13 protein-coding genes are annotated in these 18,659 nt (G+C 41.2%); 10 read left to right on the plus strand and 3 right to left on the minus strand.

All coding sequences use genetic code 11. The annotated features are described in order from the left end of the window. Nucleotides 1–3 precede the first annotated feature (3 nt). Both RI845_RS05455 and leuS read right to left on the minus strand, forming a co-directional pair. The gene (locus tag RI845_RS05455) at nucleotides 4–516 is read right to left on the minus strand and encodes an LPS-assembly lipoprotein LptE (RefSeq protein WP_348388736.1); all 513 of its coding nucleotides are present in this window, start codon (nucleotides 514–516) and stop codon (nucleotides 4–6) included. Continuing rightward, nucleotides 516–3,104, minus strand: a complete 2,589-nt coding sequence (gene leuS / locus RI845_RS05460) for a leucine--tRNA ligase (RefSeq protein WP_348388737.1) — start codon at nucleotides 3,102–3,104, stop codon at nucleotides 516–518. Before leuS ends, RI845_RS05455 begins: the two co-directional genes overlap by 1 nt. A gap of 207 nt (nucleotides 3,105–3,311) precedes the next feature. Between leuS and RI845_RS05465 the strand changes: the two genes are divergently transcribed. After that, nucleotides 3,312–3,797 carry a zinc ribbon-containing protein gene (locus RI845_RS05465; protein WP_348388738.1) on the plus strand — a complete coding sequence of 162 codons (486 nt, stop codon included), beginning with the start codon at nucleotides 3,312–3,314 and terminating at the stop codon, nucleotides 3,795–3,797. On the opposite strand, the gene RI845_RS05470 is transcribed toward RI845_RS05465, so the two are convergent. Then, nucleotides 3,787–6,147, minus strand: coding sequence for a carbohydrate binding family 9 domain-containing protein (locus RI845_RS05470; RefSeq protein ID WP_348388739.1), 2,361 nt, complete (start codon nucleotides 6,145–6,147; stop codon nucleotides 3,787–3,789). The two genes, RI845_RS05465 and RI845_RS05470, sit on opposite strands and share 11 nt — an antisense overlap. A gap of 454 nt (nucleotides 6,148–6,601) precedes the next feature. Between RI845_RS05470 and RI845_RS05475 the strand changes: the two genes are divergently transcribed. The 9 genes from RI845_RS05475 (at nucleotide 6,602) to nuoH (ending at nucleotide 18,647) form a co-directional block, all read left to right on the plus strand. Next, nucleotides 6,602–8,998, plus strand: a complete 2,397-nt coding sequence (locus RI845_RS05475; protein ID WP_348388740.1) for a Lon protease family protein — start codon at nucleotides 6,602–6,604, stop codon at nucleotides 8,996–8,998. 142 nt (nucleotides 8,999–9,140) lie between these two features. Then, nucleotides 9,141–9,314, plus strand: coding sequence for a hypothetical protein (locus RI845_RS05480; RefSeq protein WP_348388741.1), 174 nt, complete (start codon nucleotides 9,141–9,143; stop codon nucleotides 9,312–9,314). A 414-nt stretch (nucleotides 9,315–9,728) separates the two neighbouring features. Further along, nucleotides 9,729–10,265 carry an NADH-quinone oxidoreductase subunit A gene (locus RI845_RS05485; RefSeq protein ID WP_348388742.1) on the plus strand — a complete coding sequence of 179 codons (537 nt, stop codon included), beginning with the start codon at nucleotides 9,729–9,731 and terminating at the stop codon, nucleotides 10,263–10,265. A 1-nt stretch (nucleotide 10,266) separates the two neighbouring features. Beyond that, nucleotides 10,267–10,905: an NADH-quinone oxidoreductase subunit B family protein gene (locus RI845_RS05490; protein WP_348388743.1), complete on the plus strand. Its 639-nt coding sequence runs from the start codon at nucleotides 10,267–10,269 to the stop codon at nucleotides 10,903–10,905. After that, a complete protein-coding gene (nuoC, locus tag RI845_RS05495) occupies nucleotides 10,905–12,692 on the plus strand; it encodes an NADH-quinone oxidoreductase subunit C/D (protein ID WP_348388744.1) in 1,788 nt (595 codons plus the stop codon). Before RI845_RS05490 ends, nuoC begins: the two co-directional genes overlap by 1 nt. A gap of 15 nt (nucleotides 12,693–12,707) precedes the next feature. Beyond that, entirely contained in the window at nucleotides 12,708–13,301 is a 594-nt protein-coding gene (gene nuoE, locus RI845_RS05500) for an NADH-quinone oxidoreductase subunit NuoE (protein WP_348388745.1), read from the plus strand. Continuing rightward, a complete protein-coding gene (gene nuoF / locus RI845_RS05505) occupies nucleotides 13,294–14,718 on the plus strand; it encodes an NADH-quinone oxidoreductase subunit NuoF (RefSeq protein WP_348388746.1) in 1,425 nt (474 codons plus the stop codon). The genes nuoE and nuoF overlap by 8 nt, the downstream gene beginning before the upstream one ends. After that, complete coding sequence (gene nuoG, locus RI845_RS05510) at nucleotides 14,711–17,668, plus strand: NADH-quinone oxidoreductase subunit NuoG (RefSeq protein ID WP_348388747.1); 2,958 nt, start codon at nucleotides 14,711–14,713, stop codon at nucleotides 17,666–17,668. Before nuoF ends, nuoG begins: the two co-directional genes overlap by 8 nt. Continuing rightward, on the plus strand, nucleotides 17,658–18,647 hold the full coding sequence (gene nuoH / locus RI845_RS05515; RefSeq protein WP_348388748.1) for an NADH-quinone oxidoreductase subunit NuoH: 990 nt from the start codon (nucleotides 17,658–17,660) through the stop codon (nucleotides 18,645–18,647). The genes nuoG and nuoH overlap by 11 nt, the downstream gene beginning before the upstream one ends. The last annotated feature ends 12 nt before the right edge of the window (nucleotides 18,648–18,659 follow it).

The raw sequence follows: 18,659 nt of genomic DNA on the forward strand, positions 1-18,659 counted from the left end.
ATATTAAAGCTCGGTAGCAGCAAGGTTGCGTAAGATGGTGTTGGCAGCTTCAATACGCATTTCTTTGCGTAATAAACTTAACTCTCTAGATTTCGCCAATGCTCTATCAGGATCTTCCTGATAATTGCGGGTTACGTCAAAACTGTAGCGTTGGTTATCTTTGTTTTCAAACCTGACTTCATAACGTACTGAGTAAGTTAATTCATACTCGGCAACTTGTCCGTTTTCAAATAAAGATAGTGTGCGACGATTAAGCGAATCTTTTAAAATACGTAACTCTGCAATATTAGCGGTGCTTTTATTTACCAGAGTTACATCGTTATCTTTTAAGTGTGTTTTTACAAAGCGGGTAAGTTCTCCATGGGGATCTTGTGAGCTTACATATAAGGTTTGCATTTCAACGGGTAATAAATAATCACCACGCAAATGAAAACCACACCCTGAAAGTATGGTTACCGTTAGCAAAGCGCTAACGGTAGTGTTTATCCATTTTGTAAAAACAGCAGTTTTTGTCATTAATTGGCCACGATATTAAGAAGCTTACCCGGTATGTAAATAATTTTACGCACGGTTTTACCTTCTGTAAACTTAACTACATTCTCTTCCGAAAATGCAATCTTTTCAACATCTTCTTGTGAAGCGCTGGCATTAACAGTAATTTTTGAACGTAATTTACCATTTACTTGCACAATCACCAGTTTCTCATCTTGTACTAAGGCAGCGTCATCAACGATAGGCCAAGCTGCCTCTTCAACGGCAGTACCGTCACCAATTGTTGACCATAATTCATGGCCTAAATGTGGTGTAATTGGCGTTAACATTAATACAATAGCTTGAATAGCTTCATGCATGATGGCTTTGTCGGCATCAGATTCAAGGTTAGCTTTCGCCAAATGATTCATCAGCTCCATTATCGCTGCAATCGCGGTATTAAAGGTATTACGACGACCAATATCATCACTTACCTTGGCAATTGTTTTGTGTAACTCACGACGTAAGTTTTTCTGAGCCGAATTTAGTTGAACATCCGCTAATGCAGGGATTGCTGCGTCTTTTGTCGCTTCGGTGAAATCAAATGCTAATTTCCATACACGTTTTAAGAAACGATGTGCACCTTCAACACCTGAATCAGACCATTCTAAAGTTTGCTCCGGCGGTGAAGTAAACATTATGAATAAACGTACGGTATCAGCACCAAATTGGTTGATTACTTCCTGTGGGTCGATACCATTGTTTTTCGACTTACTCATTTTAGTCATGCCACCAGATAATACTGGTTGGCCATCAAGTTTAGATGTCGCTTTGGTTACTGCGCCTTTTTCATCGCGCTCAACCTCAACATCGCTCGGCGCAATCCAGGTTTGGGCGCCGTTACTTTCTTCACGGTAAAATGTTTCAGCTAATACCATACCTTGACATAACAGGCTTTTAAACGGTTCGTCTGAGTCAACTAAACCAACGTCACGTAACAGTTTGTGGAAGAAGCGAGAATACAATAAATGTAAAATGGCATGTTCGATACCACCAACGTATTGATCCACCGGTAACCAGTAGTTCGCTTTTTCCGGGTCTAACATACCGGTATCGTGATCTGGTGAACAGTAACGAGCATAGTACCAAGATGACTCCATAAAGGTGTCAAAGGTATCGGTTTCATGAAATGCTGCTTCACCGTTATAGGTGGTTTTTGCCCACTCAGGATCGGCTTTAATTGGTGACGTAACACCATCCATGACCACATCTTCAGGTAAGCGTACTGGTAACTGGTCTTGTGGTACTGGCACAGACTCACCGTTTTCCAACGTTAACATTGGAATAGGCGTACCCCAGTAACGTTGACGAGAAACACCCCAGTCACGTAAGCGATAATTTACTGTAACCTTACCTTTTCCTGCAGCAGCTAAATGCTCAGAAATAGCTTTAAAGCCTGCGTCAAAGTCTAAGCCATCAAACTCACCCGAGTTAATTAATGTGCCTTTCTCAGTAATAGCAGCAACTGCAATGTCATCTTCGTCTGTACCTTCGATAACTTGCGTAATATTTAAACCGTACTTAGTAGCAAATTCAAAATCACGTTGATCATGTCCTGGTACCGACATAACCGCACCTGAGCCATAATCCATAAGCACAAAGTTTGCTGCCCAAACAGGTACTAGCTCGCCTGTTATTGGGTGAACTGCTTTAAGGCCGGTATCAACACCAAGCTTTTCCATGGTAGCCATATCGGCTTCAGCAACTTTATTGTTTTTACATGATGCAATAAACTCGCTTAATTCACTGTTGGTTTTAGCTGCTTCCAACGCCAGAGGATGCTGAGTGGCAAGCGCAACATACGTTACCCCCATTAATGTATCTGGACGGGTAGTATAAATATCAAAGCTTTCGCTAGAATCGGCCACATTGAAGGTCATTTCTACGCCTTCAGAGCGACCAATCCAGTTACGTTGCATGGTTTTAACTTGCTCAGGCCATCCTTCAAGCTGGTCTAAGTCGTTTAATAACTCTTCTGCGTAATCTGTAATTTTAATAAACCACTGTGGAATTTCTTTACGTTCAACAATGGCGCCAGAGCGCCAGCCACGACCGTCAATTACTTGCTCATTTGCCAGTACAGTGTGATCAACTGGATCCCAGTTTACCGTAGCATTTTTCTTGTAAACTAAGCCTTTTTCAAACAATTGAGTGAAAAACCATTGTTCCCAACGGTAATACTCAGGCGTACATGTGGCTAATTCACGGTTCCAGTCATAACCAAAACCTAACGACTTTAATTGATTACGCATGTAGTCAATGTTTTCATAGGTCCATTTAGCCGGTGCTGCTTTATTTTTTATCGCTGCATTTTCTGCTGGTAAACCAAACGCATCCCAACCCATAGGTTGCATTACGTTTTTACCTTGTAAGCGCTGATAACGGCTAATTACATCACCAAGAGTATAATTACGTACGTGCCCCATGTGTAAACGTCCACTTGGGTACGGGAACATCGATAGGCAGTAAAACTTTTCTTTTCCTGGTTTTTCAGTAGCAACAAACGTATTGTTTTCAGTCCAGCTCTGTTGAATTTTTTCTTCAATAGACTGTGGATTATAAATGGATTCCATTAACGGTTTTCTCAAGCGTTGGTCGTGCTAAAAATACAGGCAATTATTTGCGTTTATTCAGCACTAGACGTGAATTTAAAATATTGCTCGGATAATAACTTAAATAATTGCTAAATGGTATAGAAGAGCACGTGCTTTATCCCTAAACCGTGTAGTTTGACTATACTTTTTAGATAACGGGTAATATTTATATATTTGAGACTGTTTATGAGTGACAAAAATAGCAATTATCAGAATGTTTTTGACAAAATCTACATTTGGCTAAAAGACGCTAAAAACGATGAAGTAAAGTCGATAATGCAATGGGTCAAAAAAGCCGATGAGGTTATTAATGCAGCAGAGCAAGTTTCAATAAATGAGTATCAACTATCGGTTGACAGTTTTAAGCAAGATTTACTTGGCTTTTACCAGCACAACAAAGCCGATGCCGAAAACTCAATGTATCTGAACGCCATCAGCGAAGGCATGTGGCAGCATTTGGCTCATATGACCGATCAAACTCAAGTTGAATGGACTGAATTAGTCGATGACTTTAATCATGACGGTACCTATAAAACAGGTGATTTAATCGGTTTTGGTCGTATTCAGTGCCAAGGATGCGACCGGCAAGTTGATATTACCCATGCCAGTACGGTGATCCAATGCCCAAATTGTGGCTCAAATGAATATTCTCGCCAAGCGTTTAGTGAATAGACGCATAGCTGAGTTTTAAAAACACGCTTTTGTCATCTTTTTCCATGTTATCAAAGTTATCCTCGCCTTGGCTGTGCTCAGAATAGCCAAGATAGAATACTGTTTGAGGGTTAAATTTATAACCATAAAGCAATTCAAGGTTCAGATCTTTGGTGTTTGCATCAATGTCATCGCTATCTTGATATAAGTAATTGTCAGGGTTGCGACTGGTGTTGTTAAAAATCATAGTAAATCTTAAAAAACTTTGTAGATCAAACTGGTAGGTAGTTCTAAGATCAGTTAACCGGGCAATGTATTTGTTCGCACCGTCGGCGTCTAATTTACTGAAACTATGCTTTAACTTCATTTCTAAATGGGAGTTAATGTTCCATTTTAGCATTGGGTGAACTTCATAGGTTGTACCATTACGATTACCTGAGAAATCAATTTTATCGCCATAGATAAAATCAGAGTCAATGGTAACACCAGCAATGGGCTTAATATGGGTATTAAATTGCCACACATTTTGCTTAAACATGGTGGTGTTACCGTCAATGGCTAACGAGCTTTTATCTAAGCGGGAGCCAACGGCATTTCGATGGGTATAAGCAAGTTGTAACCATGAATTATAAATCCCCTCAATAGAGGTTTTAATGTCGAACTCTTCTTCAATTAACTCGCCATCATCATTATGGGTTGTGTCGTAATCAGAATATATTTCAAATTGCGTCCACCATTGGTCAGGCTCTGCAAACCAACGACGTTCGCCGCCGACTTTAAATTTATTGCTATCAATTTTAGGAATAAAACCAAGATCGCCTCGAAAACCAGAGTTTTGGCTTTCATAAGCGGCTTTATATAGCCAGTATTTACTGTTGTGAGTATAAGACAGTATGCCAGCATTACCGGTAAAGCGCGTATCGTCAATGGTTCTTAATACTTGTTCGTTAAAGTCACATTGGTACAAATCGCATTGCTCAGATTGTGGTGGTTGCTGACAATCTTGCGGATCGTCAGATTGGCAAAATTGTTGGTAAAAGTCTTCAGGATAATGGGTTGTAGACTGCAAATACTGAAACTTTAGAGTATCGGTATTTGATAGCTTAATATCACCGTCAAAGCCATTGACTAAATTATAATAATCATCATTACTACGATAGGTACTTGTAAGCCCTAAGGTGGTATTAGTATTAACATTTTTACGGTAACGAAAGGCACTACCTTTTGATTTTCCATCGATGGTCGCTATGGCTGAACCTCGATTTCCTGGGATCAAAATATTGGTTTGATCGTCATCGGTTATAAAGAATGCCACTGTTTGATCTGAATATTTACCGGTTAATTTAGCACCAAAATTTGGGGCGTTTATATTACGGGTGTAAACTAGATCATAGTGTGAATCAAAGTAGTCGCTGTTATCTAAAAAGAAAGGGCGTTTCTCTTCATTAAACAATGCAAAGGTGTTATTGATACTTAGTTGCGCGTTGTCGGTTTCAACCGTTGAAAAATCGGGATTTAACGTGGCATTTAACAATGTGTTAGGGGTGACACCCCAGCGTACATCTAAACTTAAATTACTGTCATTTTCTCTATACCAGTTAGCATTTTCATCACGCTGTTCTCTTGAACTTAATACCAGAGAAGGAGTAACGGTAATATTAGAACCTAATTTTGCTTGCTTAAAACCTGTAGCTTCAACATGTTGGCAAACCTCACACTTGTTGTTTCTGTCCATGTAAATATTTGACAGTCTAAGCATAATATCCCGAGGATAATAACGGACTAATTCTATCCCCCAGGTTTGTTGATTTAATTCGTCATTAAAATTGAGCATTCTTAACGGCAACGCCATCTCTACCACATAACCGGTATCGGTAATTCTGCCTGCACTGTCCCAAATTCCGTCCCAAGAGTCGCTTTCATTTTTGGTTATTTCATTTTCGATACCGTCTACTTGAGCGCCAAGAGGGTTGACAAAAAAACGATACGCTAAACGGTGATCATTGAACGTGTCTATTTTTATGCCAATAAGATCATCGCCCCAAGACTTATCTCTGTCGCGGTAATATGCCCTAATGTTTTTAGGATCAGGATCATCAGCAATAAAAGCGACATATAACGTATCGCCATCTTCGACCATGAATGCTTGAGTATTAAAGCTGTTAGCAATATTGTCATACGGTCGGGTAATATTGTTCATGCTAATCGGCTTTGCTTGTTGCCAAATTTCTTCATCCAATTTTGCATCAATCTTGATATCGGCGAGCACATTGGAAATAATTATTTTTTCACTATTGATGTGAGAATTATTGGCATTTGATGAGAATATCCAGAGAAAACTAGACAATAACAGACTGAGGCGAAACAACATTAAAGATCCGAAAAAGGTGATGGTTACAAAAAATTACAGGGATTGTTAGTTTTGTTTACGTTTATCTCAATTGATAATCGCTCAAAGGCGAGATATTTGAGATGAGTGACAGGAGATTTAGCAAAATATAATCAATAGCTTAGAGGTAACAATGAATAACGCAGATAAATTACTTTAAGCCCATCCGCACTTAGTGTCTAAATAGACCAATTTCATCGTGTCGGCTACCTGTATGATTTATACATACCGTTGTTGTTTTAGATATGTTTATCGAGCTTTTTGATGGCACAATTGCTTATAAATTCGCCTAAAATTGAAATTGTTTTGTCACTCTCAAACATGCATCTTGAGGTAGCACGGGTATCGGTATACACTGAGTTTTAGGAACTCTATTTTTGTTACGTACTTCGTAACAGCGTCCTTCATTCAAGTCTTTAAAGGATATCAATATTACATGACAGTATCTAACGACGCACTTAAGGTGCCAGCTAAGCAATTGTGTGCGGAATTACCTGAAACGCTATTTTCCAAAAGTCAGGTAGATGTCAATGTTAAACAAAAATTTATTGGCCATGAACGAGCCAAAGAAGCTCTGAATTTTGGCCTGTCGATGCCATCAACCGGATTCAATGTATTCGCTAAAGGCGAACCGGGTAGTGGTAGACAAACCTTAATAAGCCAAATGTTGGCTGAATTTGCCAGTCAGCAAGACACCGCCAACGAATGGTGTTACATAAATAATTTTGATGATCATCAAGCGCCGCATAAATTGTATTTAAATGCCGGTGAAGGCAAACAATTACAAGGTAAAATCAATTCATTAATTGATGATTTGATGGACTTGTTTCCAGAAATTTTTGATAACCCCGGCTATCAACGACAAAAAGCGGCCATAGATCGCGCCTTTAATAAAAAATACGATGAAGCAATAGAGAGTGTTGAAGAACATGCCTATTCAAAAGATGTTGTGTTGTATGAAGAAAAAGGCGAAATCAGCTTTGCCCCATTAGTGGATGGTAAGCCTTTAAACGATAAAGATTTTGCCAACTTGGATGAAGCTAAACGCACTGAGTTTTATCAATTGTTGGAAGAGTTGGAAACAATTCTTAGTGAGAAATTGTTAGAATTACCATTGTGGAAACGTGAATCCAGCGTTGCCTTGCGTAAATTAAAGTTTGATACGGCAGAACAAAGTATAAGACCGTTGATAAAAGAGCTTGAGCGTGAATTTGCCGCAAACCTTGGCGTGTTAAAGTATCTTCATCAAGTAAAAGGCTCTATCACTGAGGCTGTGTTAGACATTTTGGTTGATGAAAGCTCTGACAATCCACGCGATGACAAAGCGTGTCGTAAAATGATGGAAGAGCGGTTTATGCCAAACTTATTGGTTTCGCGTTTGCCTAACGAGGGAGCCCCGGTTGTTTATGAACAAAATCCTACTTATCAAAACCTTTTTGGCTCGATCGATTATTCTTCATTTCAAGGTGCGGTGTATACCAATTATCGCTTAATCCGCAGCGGCGCACTTCATCGCGCCAATGGCGGTTATTTATTATTGGATGCTGAAAAATTATTAACTCAACCAATGATTTGGCAACGATTAAAGCTGGCTTTAAAAACTGGCGAAGCACAAATCGATCATCCATATGCCGATATGGCTATGGGAAGTAGTGTGAGTTTACAGCCTGAAAAAATACCGTTAAAAGTGAAAGTAATTTTACTGGGTAATTCTGAAATTTATTACACCCTGCAAGAATACGATCAAGAGTTTACTGAACTGTTTCGCGTACTGGCTGACTTTGATCGCCATGTTGATAAAAACGAAGAAAACTTAAAAGCCTATGCGACATTAATACGCCAGCATGCGCAAAAGCATGACTACCCGGCAGTAAGTGATAAAGCGGTTAGTTTATTGGTTCGCTATTCACTGCGCAAAGCCGAGCATCAACAGCGTTTGTCTGCCAATATTGTGCAAATAAATGACTTGCTTGATGAAACCAAGTTTATTTGGCAAAACCAAGGCAGTAGCGGCAATATTGAAGCGAATCATGTTGAAGCCGCTCTAGCAGCGAAAGCCAGACGAACAGGCCGTTTAAGTGAAACATGGTTGCAGGAAATCAAAGAAGAACAAGTACTTATTTCTACCGACGGACAAGCGGTTGGCAAGGTTAATGGCCTTACCGTACTAGAAATTGGTGACAGCGTGTTTGGTACACCTGCGCGTATTTCTGCCACTGTTTATGCAGGTGCGCAAGGGGTAACTGATATTGAGCGTGAGGCTGAGTTAGGTAAATCAATTCATTCGAAAGGCGTATTGTTATTGATTGGCTACCTTGGACATAAATACGGTCAAAGCTTCCCATTATCTATATCAGCGAATATTGCTATTGAGCAATCTTATGGGCATATCGACGGAGATAGCGCCTCAATGGCCGAACTTTGTGCACTAATTTCATCAATCACTAAGTTACCAATTAATCAAGAGCTTGCCATAACCGGGTCAATGAACCAACACGGTGAAGTGCAATCTATTGGCGGCGTAAATGAAAAAATTGAAGGGTTCTATCGCCTTTGTCGTGATAAAGGGTTAACCGGTAGTCAAGGTGTAATCGTACCTAAGACTAACAAGATGAATTTAATGCTCGACCCTGACGTTATTGAAGCCGTTGAAAAAGGCGAGTTCAGTATTTATGCAGTCGATCATGTCGATCAAGCGCTTGAGCTGTTACTTGGCCAAACCGCCGGTGTGGCAAAACGAGATGGCACTTACCCAAGAAAGTCTATTCATGGTTTGGCAATGGACAAATTGTCGTATCTATCGGATATGATCAATGGCGGTGATGGGGAATAACTTTCGGCACGAATACATTACTTCGTAACTCCGAATACGTAGCTTCGCTACTTCGAATACGCTGAACTGCTTAGAAATGAAGTGTATTCGGAGCATAGCGTATTCGAAGTGAAATGTATTCGTTACTATTTGCAGGAACTTTATGACATTACTAATCATCTTAGCCGTGGTGTTTGGCGGCGTGGCCTTAATGGTTATACTCGGTGAAAAATACGGTAAACCGATGGAAGCACAAGAACAGCAAAAATATTCAAAATGGCTGGTCATTTTAGTGTTTATCATGCTGTTTGCCGCGTTGATAAATCAAATAATCTAGGGGCTAATACGCTACGCTTCTAATCCGTTTCACTTCGAATACGCTGGCGCTTCGATACCGACTTCACGATTCCCAGTGCAATATATTCGGAGGAGCAAAGCACCGTATTCGCTACTGAATTAAGAATACGTAGGCACTTCGAAAACTGCTTCGTGATTCGCAGTGCAGCGTATTCGTAGGCGCATCGCGCCGTATTCGAAACTGATATAAAAATCTCCTTTTCTTTTTCATAAAACTTGGCTATTCTTTAATCAGTAACTAATTGAAAAATTATAAAAAAACACACATATTAACAATAAATTATTTTATCTCTAAGCTAACGCTGTTACAAAAATAAGCGCTTAGAGAACGCGATAAGTGTGCATTATGCGTTAAGCATTTTACATTGTGGTCTATCGTACATTGGGGGGTTGCGTGAGCGCGATAGATCTGTCCGTTGTACTAATTACAGTCGCTGTAGAATCAGTTACTACTGCCACTTCTACTACATTAACTGTTGCTGAGCAGCAAGTTGAGCAAATCTGGCCGATTGCTGCCTATTTTGTGTTGTTAATGTTTCTACTGGCCATCATGCTCGGTCTGTCTGCAGTCTTGGGTCCTAAAACCAATCGCCGTCATACTCATACTCCTTACGAATCCGGTATCGTTGCCGTTGATGCGCCAAAAAGTCGCTTCACTAATCACTTTTTCTTATACGCCATCTTCTTTGTTATTTTCGATTTAGAAACCATTTTCCTGTTTGCATGGGTTATTGCATTTGATGAAGTCGGCCTTGCGGGCTTTATTGAGGCGTCAATTTTTATTGGCATATTGTTAGTGGCGCTTATCTATGTATGGCGTATTGGTGGTTTGCAATTAAAACACAAACATTTACCGGCACGAGAGTTACTTCGAGCAAGCTCCGCCAAAGCGGATAATGTAAGCAGCACTGCTGAAAAGGGAGAGCAATAATATGGAATGGTCCATGACGAAAGCCGCCATCGACAAAGAAATGCTTGATTCTCGTAACATCTCTGAAGACGACTTAAAGCGCAACGTGATGTTTGCCAAGCTCGATGACATGATCAACTGGGGGCGTAAAAACTCAATCTGGCCGTTTAACTTTGGTTTATCTTGCTGCTATGTAGAGATGGCTACCGGCTTTACCTCTAGGCACGACATTGCTCGTTTTGGCGCTGAAGTAATTCGCGCGACTCCAAGACAAGCGGATTTAATGGTTATATCAGGTACTTGCTTTCGTAAAATGGCACCGGTTATTCGACACCTTTATGATCAATTAATGGAGCCTCGATGGATAATTTCTATGGGCTCATGTGCAAATTCTGGCGGCATGTATGACATATATTCTGTCGTACAAGGTGTTGATAAATTTATCCCTGTCGATGTCTATGTACCTGGTTGTCCTCCTCGACCTGAAGCATTACTGGAAGGACTATTACTGCTGCAAACCAAAATTGCCAATCAACCACGTCCATTAAGCTGGGTAGTGGGAGAGCAGGGCACAACCGAAGTCGTCAAACCGTCACTTAGAGATATTAAGCAACAAAGCCGTATTGACGTTACCGTTTTAGATGAGCCGGATAGCATATAATGAGTAGCTCTTTTTTGAAAAATTCAAAAGACTGGCAGGTACAAGCGCCGTTTAGTATTAGCGAAGAAGTTCATAATATAAACAGTGAAATCATCCTGAATAAACAAGTTCTTATCGATAATATCGAAACGTATTGGGTGGATAAAAATCATTTAGCTATGTTGATGTATTTACTAAGGCATCAACTGGATGATGGTTTTGATTTTTGTTTCGACATTACCGCCATTGATGAACGGGTACGTGAACATAAGCTAAGCACTCATGTTCGTGATTTTACCTTGGTGTATCATTTACGATCTTATGCTCGTAACCGAGATGTGCGTATAAAAGTAGCACTAAGTAGTAATGACAAAAACGCGGAAACGGTAAGCAATATTTGGCCAAATGCCAATTGGTATGAGCGAGAAGTGTGGGATATGTTTGGCATAACCTTTAATAATCACCCACACCTTGCCCGTATCTTAATGCCTGAAACTTGGGTAGGGCATCCGTTATTAAAAGATCACCCGGCACGAGCCACTGAAATGGACCCGTTTACGCTACCTGATGCGCAACAAGACATCGAGCAAGAAGCGTTAAAGTTTAACCCTGAAGCCTGGGGAATGAAACGACAAAGTAAAACCAGTGACTTTAGTTTTTTAAACCTTGGCCCAAACCATCCAAGTGTGCATGGTGCATTTCGTATTGTGCTGCAAATGGAAGGTGAAGAAATTGTCGATTCTGTGCCTGATATTGGTTATCACCATCGCGGCGCTGAAAAAATGGGCGAGCGTCAATCTTGGCATAGTTATATCCCCTATACCGACAGAATAGATTATCTGGGCGGAGTTATGAATAACTTCCCTTATGTGATGGCCGTTGAGCAGCTTGCCGGCATCACTGTACCGGATAGGGCAAAAGTCATTAGGATCATGACGGCAGAAATGTTTCGTATTTTGTCGCATTTACTGTTTTACGGTACGTTCGCCCAAGATATCGGTGCGTTATCACCGATCTTTTATATGTTCATCGACCGTGAAAAATTGTTTGGCATTATCGAAGCGTTTACAGGGGCACGCATGCACCCAAGTTACTTTCGTGTTGGCGGCGTAGCTGCTGACTTGCCAAAAGGCTGGGACACTTTAGTGCGTGAATACGTGAACTACTTGCCTAAGCGACTAGATGAATACGAAAAAATGGTGATGCAAAATGAATTACTAAAAGCTCGTACTGTGAACGTTGGCGCTTATACCACTAAAGAAGCTATCGAGTGGGGCATTACCGGTCCCGGTTTGAGAGCAACAGGCTATTCGTGGGATTTACGCAAGCAGCGTCCATACGGCGGTTACGATCAATTTGATTTTGACGTACCGGTTGGTCATAACGGCGATTGCTATGACCGATGTCGGGTGAGAGTTGAAGAAATGCGCCAAAGTATCCGCATTATCGAACAATGTTTAAATAACATGCCGTCAGGCCCTTATAAAGCCGACCACCCACAAACCACACCGCCTGATAAAGCACGTACGATGCAAGATATTGACACCTTAATTCCTCATTTTGTCAACGTATCGTGGGGCCCTGTTATCCCTTCAGGCGAAGTGTCAGTCAGTGTTGAGGCAACTAAAGGCATTATGGCTTATCACTTAGTCAGTGATGGCAGCACAATGAGTTATCGGACCCGAATTCGCACCCCTTCTTTTGCGCATTTGCAAATGATCCCGTTGATTTCGCAAGGGCAAATGGTTGCCGATTTAATCGCCACATTAGGTAGTATCGACTACGTAATGGCCGATGTAGATAGATAGAGGCTAATTCGAATTATGACCTTACTTTCAATCAAAACAGCTAACACAGAACAGCACATTGATGTGGTCAATATTGATCACAAAACCTATTTAACCGACTCTGAAATAGCCGAGATTGAACATGAAACGACAATTTTAGAGTATCGAGAAGCTGCTGGTATTGAAGGATTAAAAATTGTGCAAAAAAGTCGCGGCTGGATCTCTGATGAAAGCTTGTATGCGATTGCCGATTTATTGCAAATGAGCGCTGCGCAACTTGAAGGCGTCGCCACGTTTTACAATCTTATTTACCGTCAACCGGTAGGTAAGTATGTCATTCATTTATGTAATAGCATCAGCTGTTACCTTACTGGGTATGAAACCATTAGTGAAACCATAAAAAATGAATTGGGCATTGATTATGGACAAACCACAAGTGACGGTTTATTTACCCTGATAACTAACGCCTGTTTAGGTGGCTGTGATAAAGGCCCAACATTAATGATAGGTGAGCAACATTATCAACAACTGGATAAAGATAAAGTTATTACCCTATTAAATGAGTTACGCGCACAAGCCAAGGCTGAAGGAAAGACTAACGCCGGTCAACAAGGAGATCTCAATGAGTAACTTTATTGTTGACCCAAGCATGCCATTAACGGGCTTGATAAATTTACAACAACCGTTAAATTTTAACGATTATCAATTAAAAGGTGGCTATCAAGGCGCAGAACAAGCGCTGGCAATGGATTGTGCACAGTGTTTAGACGTTGTTAAAAACTCAGGCTTAAAAGGTCGAGGCGGCGCAGGTTTTCCAACCGGCATGAAGTGGAGTTTTGTGCCGATGTTTGAAGACGGTGATGAACATGCACCGGATAATAAATACTTAGTCTGTAATGCAGATGAAATGGAACCAGGCACGTTTAAAGACAGGTTATTAATCGAAGGTAATCCACATCAACTCGTTGAAGCAATGATTATTGGCGCTCGTACAATAGGTGCCAATAAAGCTTATATCTTTTTACGGGGTGAGTACTTCCTAGCGGCCAGTCGCTTACAAACAGCGATAGATGAAGCATATCAAGCCGGTTGGTTAGGGAGTAACATTCAAGACAGTAAGTACCAACTCGACTTGTATTTACATACCAGCGCTGGTCGTTATATTTGCGGTGAAGAAACCGCATTGATTAACGCACTTGAAGGCAAACGTGCCAATCCAAGGGCAAAACCGCCATTTCCGCAAGTGAGTGGTTTATTTGGTAAACCTACCATAGTCAACAACGTTGAAACCTTATGTAATTTACCGCACATTTTTAAACATGGTGGTGATTGGTTTAAAGCATTTTCACCAAACAGCGATCCTGGCAGCAAAATTTACGGTGCCAGTGGTCGAGTTAAAAATCCTGGCTTATGGGAAATGCCAATGGGCATGACTATTCGTCATGTGCTTTATGATAAAGCGGGTGGCATGCAAGACGGACTGAAATTTAGAGGCTTATTACCAGGCGGTGCTTCCACCGATTTTCTGGTTGAAGAGCACCTCGATACGCCAATGGATTATGACAATATAGCCAAAGTGGGTAGCCGATTGGGTACTGCAGGTCTTATTGTCCTTGACGATCATAATTGCCCGGTAGGCATGGTGCTGAATTTATTGCAATTTTTTGCGCAGGAATCTTGTGGTTACTGCACACCGTGTCGTGATGGCACACCTTGGGTGGTAGAAATATTAACTCGCATTGAACATGGTCAAGGCACATTAGCCGACATCGACAGCCTAGAAAAACTGTGTGACTTCATGTGGATTGGTAAAACCCATTGTGCTTTGGCGCCGGGCGCCGTTGAACCACTTAGAAGTGCATTAAAGTATTTTCATGATGACTTTTTAGAGCACATCGACAAAGGTTGTTGCCCAATCAAGCATGGCAATAAACCTGCGACACTGTCCAATACTAAAAGCATAAACTTTGCTAGCACTAATGCTCTCAACAGCAGTGGTAAAAACACCAGCAAACAAGACAATAATAGTGAGGCTGCTCATGAGTGATAATAGTATGACTATTTATGTCGATGGCGTGTCATACCAAGTTGACGGCAGTGATAATTTATTGGCCGGTGTGCTGTCGAGTAAATTAGATTTACCTTATTTTTGTTGGCACCCGTCAATGGGATCGGTTGGCGCATGTCGTCAATGTGCTGTAACGGTTTATAACGATGAATCTGAGCAGCAAGGTCGTTTGGCTATGGCTTGCATGACGCCCGTTACGGATGGCATGCGTATTGGGTTAGGTGACAATTATTCCAGTAATTTTCGCGAACAAGTAATTTCGGCCATGATGACAAATCATCCTCATGATTGCCCCGTGTGTGCTGAAGGTGGTGAATGTCACTTACAAGATATGACGGTAATGACCGGACACAATCAACGTGAATATGTAGGCGATAAACGTACTTTCACTAATCAAAATTTAGGACCTCATATTGGTCATGAAATGAATCGCTGTATTACCTGTTATCGCTGTGTACGCTTTTATAAAGATTACGCCGGTGGTAAAGACTTTGGTGTGTATGGTTCAAAAAATAGAGTCTACTTTGGTCGCCAGCAAGATGGTGTTTTAGAGTCCGAGTTTTCCGGTAATTTAGTTGAAGTTTGTCCAACGGGGGTTTTTACTGATAAACCGTTTTCTGCCCATTATGCACGAAAGTGGGACCTGCAATCGGCGCCATCAGTATGCAAAGGCTGCTCGGTTGGTTGTAATATCAGTGTCGGTGAACGTTATGGTTGTGTGCGCCGCGTCGTAAATCGCTATAACGATGACATTAATGGTTATTTTTTATGTGATAAAGGTCGTTTTGGTTTTGGTTATGTAAATAGTGATGACAGAGTTACGGAGGCGAAAGGGATCAAGCAAGAAGTTGCTGGAAAACTGACAACGAAAGATGTGCAGCTATCCTTGGCAAAATATAAAGGCCAACGTTTTGTTGCTATAGGATCGCAGCGTGCATCGCTTGAAACCAACGCATCATTAAAACACTTATTTGGTGATGACAACTTTTGTTCAGGCCTGACAACCAAACAAACGCAATTACTGAATATAAACACGCAAATGCTTAACCATGTCAGCATGTTGAACATAAAAGAAATTGAACAAGCCGACTGTGTGTTAATACTTGGTGAGGATTTAACTCAAACATCGCCAAGAATAGCATTAGCTCTTCGCCAAACCGTACGCAATGCTGGGCTTGAAATGGCCGATAAATTACGTATTCCAAGGTGGCAAGATGAAGCGGTAAGAACCGCAGCCGGTAAAACGCTATCACCATTATTTATCTGTGATGTAGCAGCGAGCAAGCTTGATGATGTTGCTACACAGGTGAATTATTCCAAGCCAGACGATATTGCCACCATCACGCAAGCGATAAATGCCAAACTTACCCATCATAAACCATTGTTTACATCTCTAAGTAGCCAGCAGATTGAATTTGTAGAACGTGCAGCTTCGGCATTAGCAAACGCTAAACGGCCGTTAATTATCAGTGGTCACACACTGGAACATGTTGGACTTGCTCAGCAGTGCTTAAACTTAGCAACAAGCTTTGCGACAACGTCATTAAGCGACGCTGATTTAACACAAAATGAAAGAACCGGTTTGAGTTTTGTGATGATGCCAAGCAAAGCAAATAGTATCGGTTTGGCGAGTTTACTCAATGATTCGACCCTTTCGTTAGAGCAAGTTTGTCAACAAGCAAGTGAAAGCCTTATTGATGGTCTCGTTATCTGTGAAAATGAGCTGGCTAATTTAAGCGCTGCCGAACAGCAAACGTTGCTGTCATCGGTTGCCACTGTTATTGCACTTGATCACAACGAAAGTGTTGTAACAGAAAATGCCGAGGTGATATTACCGGTTGCCACGTTCAGCGAGTCACAAGGGCTATTGGTGAACTATCAAGGCAGAGCACAATGTTTTTATCCGGCGTTTGCACCTAAGTTACCAATATTGCCAGCGTGGCGGGTTATTACTATGTTGGATGCGATTATCGGTGAGGGTCATTTGGTTAATCATGCCAGTGACATTGATATAAAGACCATTAATGACTTTTGGCGAACCTTAGCCGTAGTTGAAACTAACTTTCCGGATACTTCGGTGTTTATTGCCGAACAATTTTTATTAAAAACCGCGAGGCAAACACATCGAGCATCTGGTCGAACGGCAATGACGGCAAACCAAAGTGTGCATGAAAGAAAAACCACTATTGATAATAGTTCACCTTATAAATTTTCAATGGAAGGCATTCAGCCTCAAACTGGACACTCAGATGAGTCAATTGCAGCGAATGCAATGCCTTATACCTGGGCACCCGGTTGGAATTCTAACCAATCAATCAGCAAGTATCAGCAACAAGTAGGTGAAGGCTTACAAAATCGTTCCCCAATAGTGCAAATATATGACCCACAGATTTATGATCCCAATGAATCCAGTCAACCTGCTCCTGAGCCTCGGAGTATTACTGCAAAAGATGAAGGGGGTGATAAGGCTAATGATAACGCTCAAGGTGAGCCTATCAATTATATTCCAGCCTCTCATATTTTTGCGAATGACTATTTAGGTCTCAAAGGCATTGAGTTCGAGTTACTGTCGCCTATTCCTTATGTAGAGATGAATGTCGAATTAGCGACGCAGCTAGGGTTAAATGACTGTTCGCATGTAAATGTTCAGCTTGGCGATGCTAGTCAAATTGGTCAGCTCAAGCTCAATACAGCGGTTGCCAATAATTGCGCGCAGGTTTACTTACATGGCAGTGACAGTAAGCATATTGAGTTGAGTAATGCGCAATTAACCGCCGCAAGCCCAGAGCAAATTACTGAATTTCAACAGAGTTTAAGCAATAAACTGGGTAGCGCAGAAGCAAACAAACAGCAGTTACTTGCCAGACTCAAGAAAAACGATCAATTTATTCCTATCAGGTTAATGGCAGGAGGTTTAGATGATCTTTAAAATTATTGAACTGAGTATCATACTTGCTCTGCTTATTCCTATTGCAGCCATGTTGGTGTGGGTAGAACGTCGATTGATTGGTATTTGGCAAGACCGGTTAGGCCCAAATAGAGTAGGGCCGTTTGGTATTTTGCAATCCCTGGCTGATCTATTAAAGATACTAGGTAAGGACGAGTTCACCCCTAAGTTTGCCGATAAAGCCATATTTATTGCTGCGCCAGTAATTGCAGCAACGACGGTATTAATGAGTTTTGTCGTAGTGCCATTTTCAGACACTATTGGGATCTCTGATCTCAATATTGGTGTTTTATTCTTCTTGGCAATGACTTCGCTTGCGGTTTACGGCGTTGTTTTAGCTGGCTGGGCTTCAAAGAATAAATATGCTCTGTTAGGTAGTATGCGCGCCGCCGCACAAACCATCAGTTACGAAGTATTCATGGGCTTATCGGTGATGGGCGTAGTGCTGATCACCGGCAGTTTTAATTTACGCGACATTGTAATCGCTCAGCAAGATGGTTGGTTTATTCAATCACAAATTATCGGCTTTGTTGTGTTTTTAGTAGCAGGTATTGCTGAGAGTCATCGTTTACCATTCGATTTACCCGAAGCAGAAACCGAGCTTACCGCGGGGTTTCACACAGAGTACTCCGGGCTTAAATTTGCCTTGTTCTTTTTAGGTGAGTATTTAGGGGTCACCTTGATCTCCGCCATGTCAGTTACGTTATTTTTTGGTGGTTACTTACCCCCTGGTTTTCTTCCTAGTGAGTGGGCCAATATGATCCCATCGCTTATTTGGTTTATTGGTAAAGTCTTTGTTCTTATTATGTTTTTCATCCTGTTAAGAACATCTCTACCAAGACCTCGATTTGATCAACTACTTGAATTTGGCTGGAAAGTGATGCTACCGCTGGCGTTATTTAATTTATTACTCACCGCGGTATTAAAGCTTACTGGCATCATTGGAGGCGTACATGCTTAAAATGTTTTATAG

Origin of the sequence: Thalassotalea nanhaiensis (genome assembly GCF_031583575.1) — a bacterium.
Classification (GTDB): domain Bacteria; phylum Pseudomonadota; class Gammaproteobacteria; order Enterobacterales; family Alteromonadaceae; genus Thalassotalea_A; species Thalassotalea_A nanhaiensis.

Bases quoted from the DNA above. Each gene is read 5' to 3' on its own strand.
- nuoG (WP_348388747.1), top strand. From the start codon at position 14,711: ATGAGTGATAATAGTATGACTATTTATGTCGATGGCGTGTCATACCAA.
- leuS (WP_348388737.1), bottom strand. From the start codon at position 3,104: ATGGAATCCATTTATAATCCACAGTCTATTGAAGAAAAAATTCAACAG.
- RI845_RS05480 (WP_348388741.1), top strand. From the start codon at position 9,141: ATGACATTACTAATCATCTTAGCCGTGGTGTTTGGCGGCGTGGCCTTA.
- RI845_RS05465 (WP_348388738.1), top strand. From the start codon at position 3,312: ATGAGTGACAAAAATAGCAATTATCAGAATGTTTTTGACAAAATCTAC.
- nuoE (WP_348388745.1), top strand. From the start codon at position 12,708: ATGACCTTACTTTCAATCAAAACAGCTAACACAGAACAGCACATTGAT.
- RI845_RS05475 (WP_348388740.1), top strand. From the start codon at position 6,602: ATGACAGTATCTAACGACGCACTTAAGGTGCCAGCTAAGCAATTGTGT.
- nuoH (WP_348388748.1), top strand. From the start codon at position 17,658: ATGATCTTTAAAATTATTGAACTGAGTATCATACTTGCTCTGCTTATT.
- nuoC (WP_348388744.1), top strand. From the start codon at position 10,905: ATGAGTAGCTCTTTTTTGAAAAATTCAAAAGACTGGCAGGTACAAGCG.
- nuoF (WP_348388746.1), top strand. From the start codon at position 13,294: ATGAGTAACTTTATTGTTGACCCAAGCATGCCATTAACGGGCTTGATA.
- RI845_RS05455 (WP_348388736.1), bottom strand. From the start codon at position 516: ATGACAAAAACTGCTGTTTTTACAAAATGGATAAACACTACCGTTAGC.
- RI845_RS05470 (WP_348388739.1), bottom strand. From the start codon at position 6,147: ATGTTGTTTCGCCTCAGTCTGTTATTGTCTAGTTTTCTCTGGATATTC.
- RI845_RS05490 (WP_348388743.1), top strand. From the start codon at position 10,267: ATGGAATGGTCCATGACGAAAGCCGCCATCGACAAAGAAATGCTTGAT.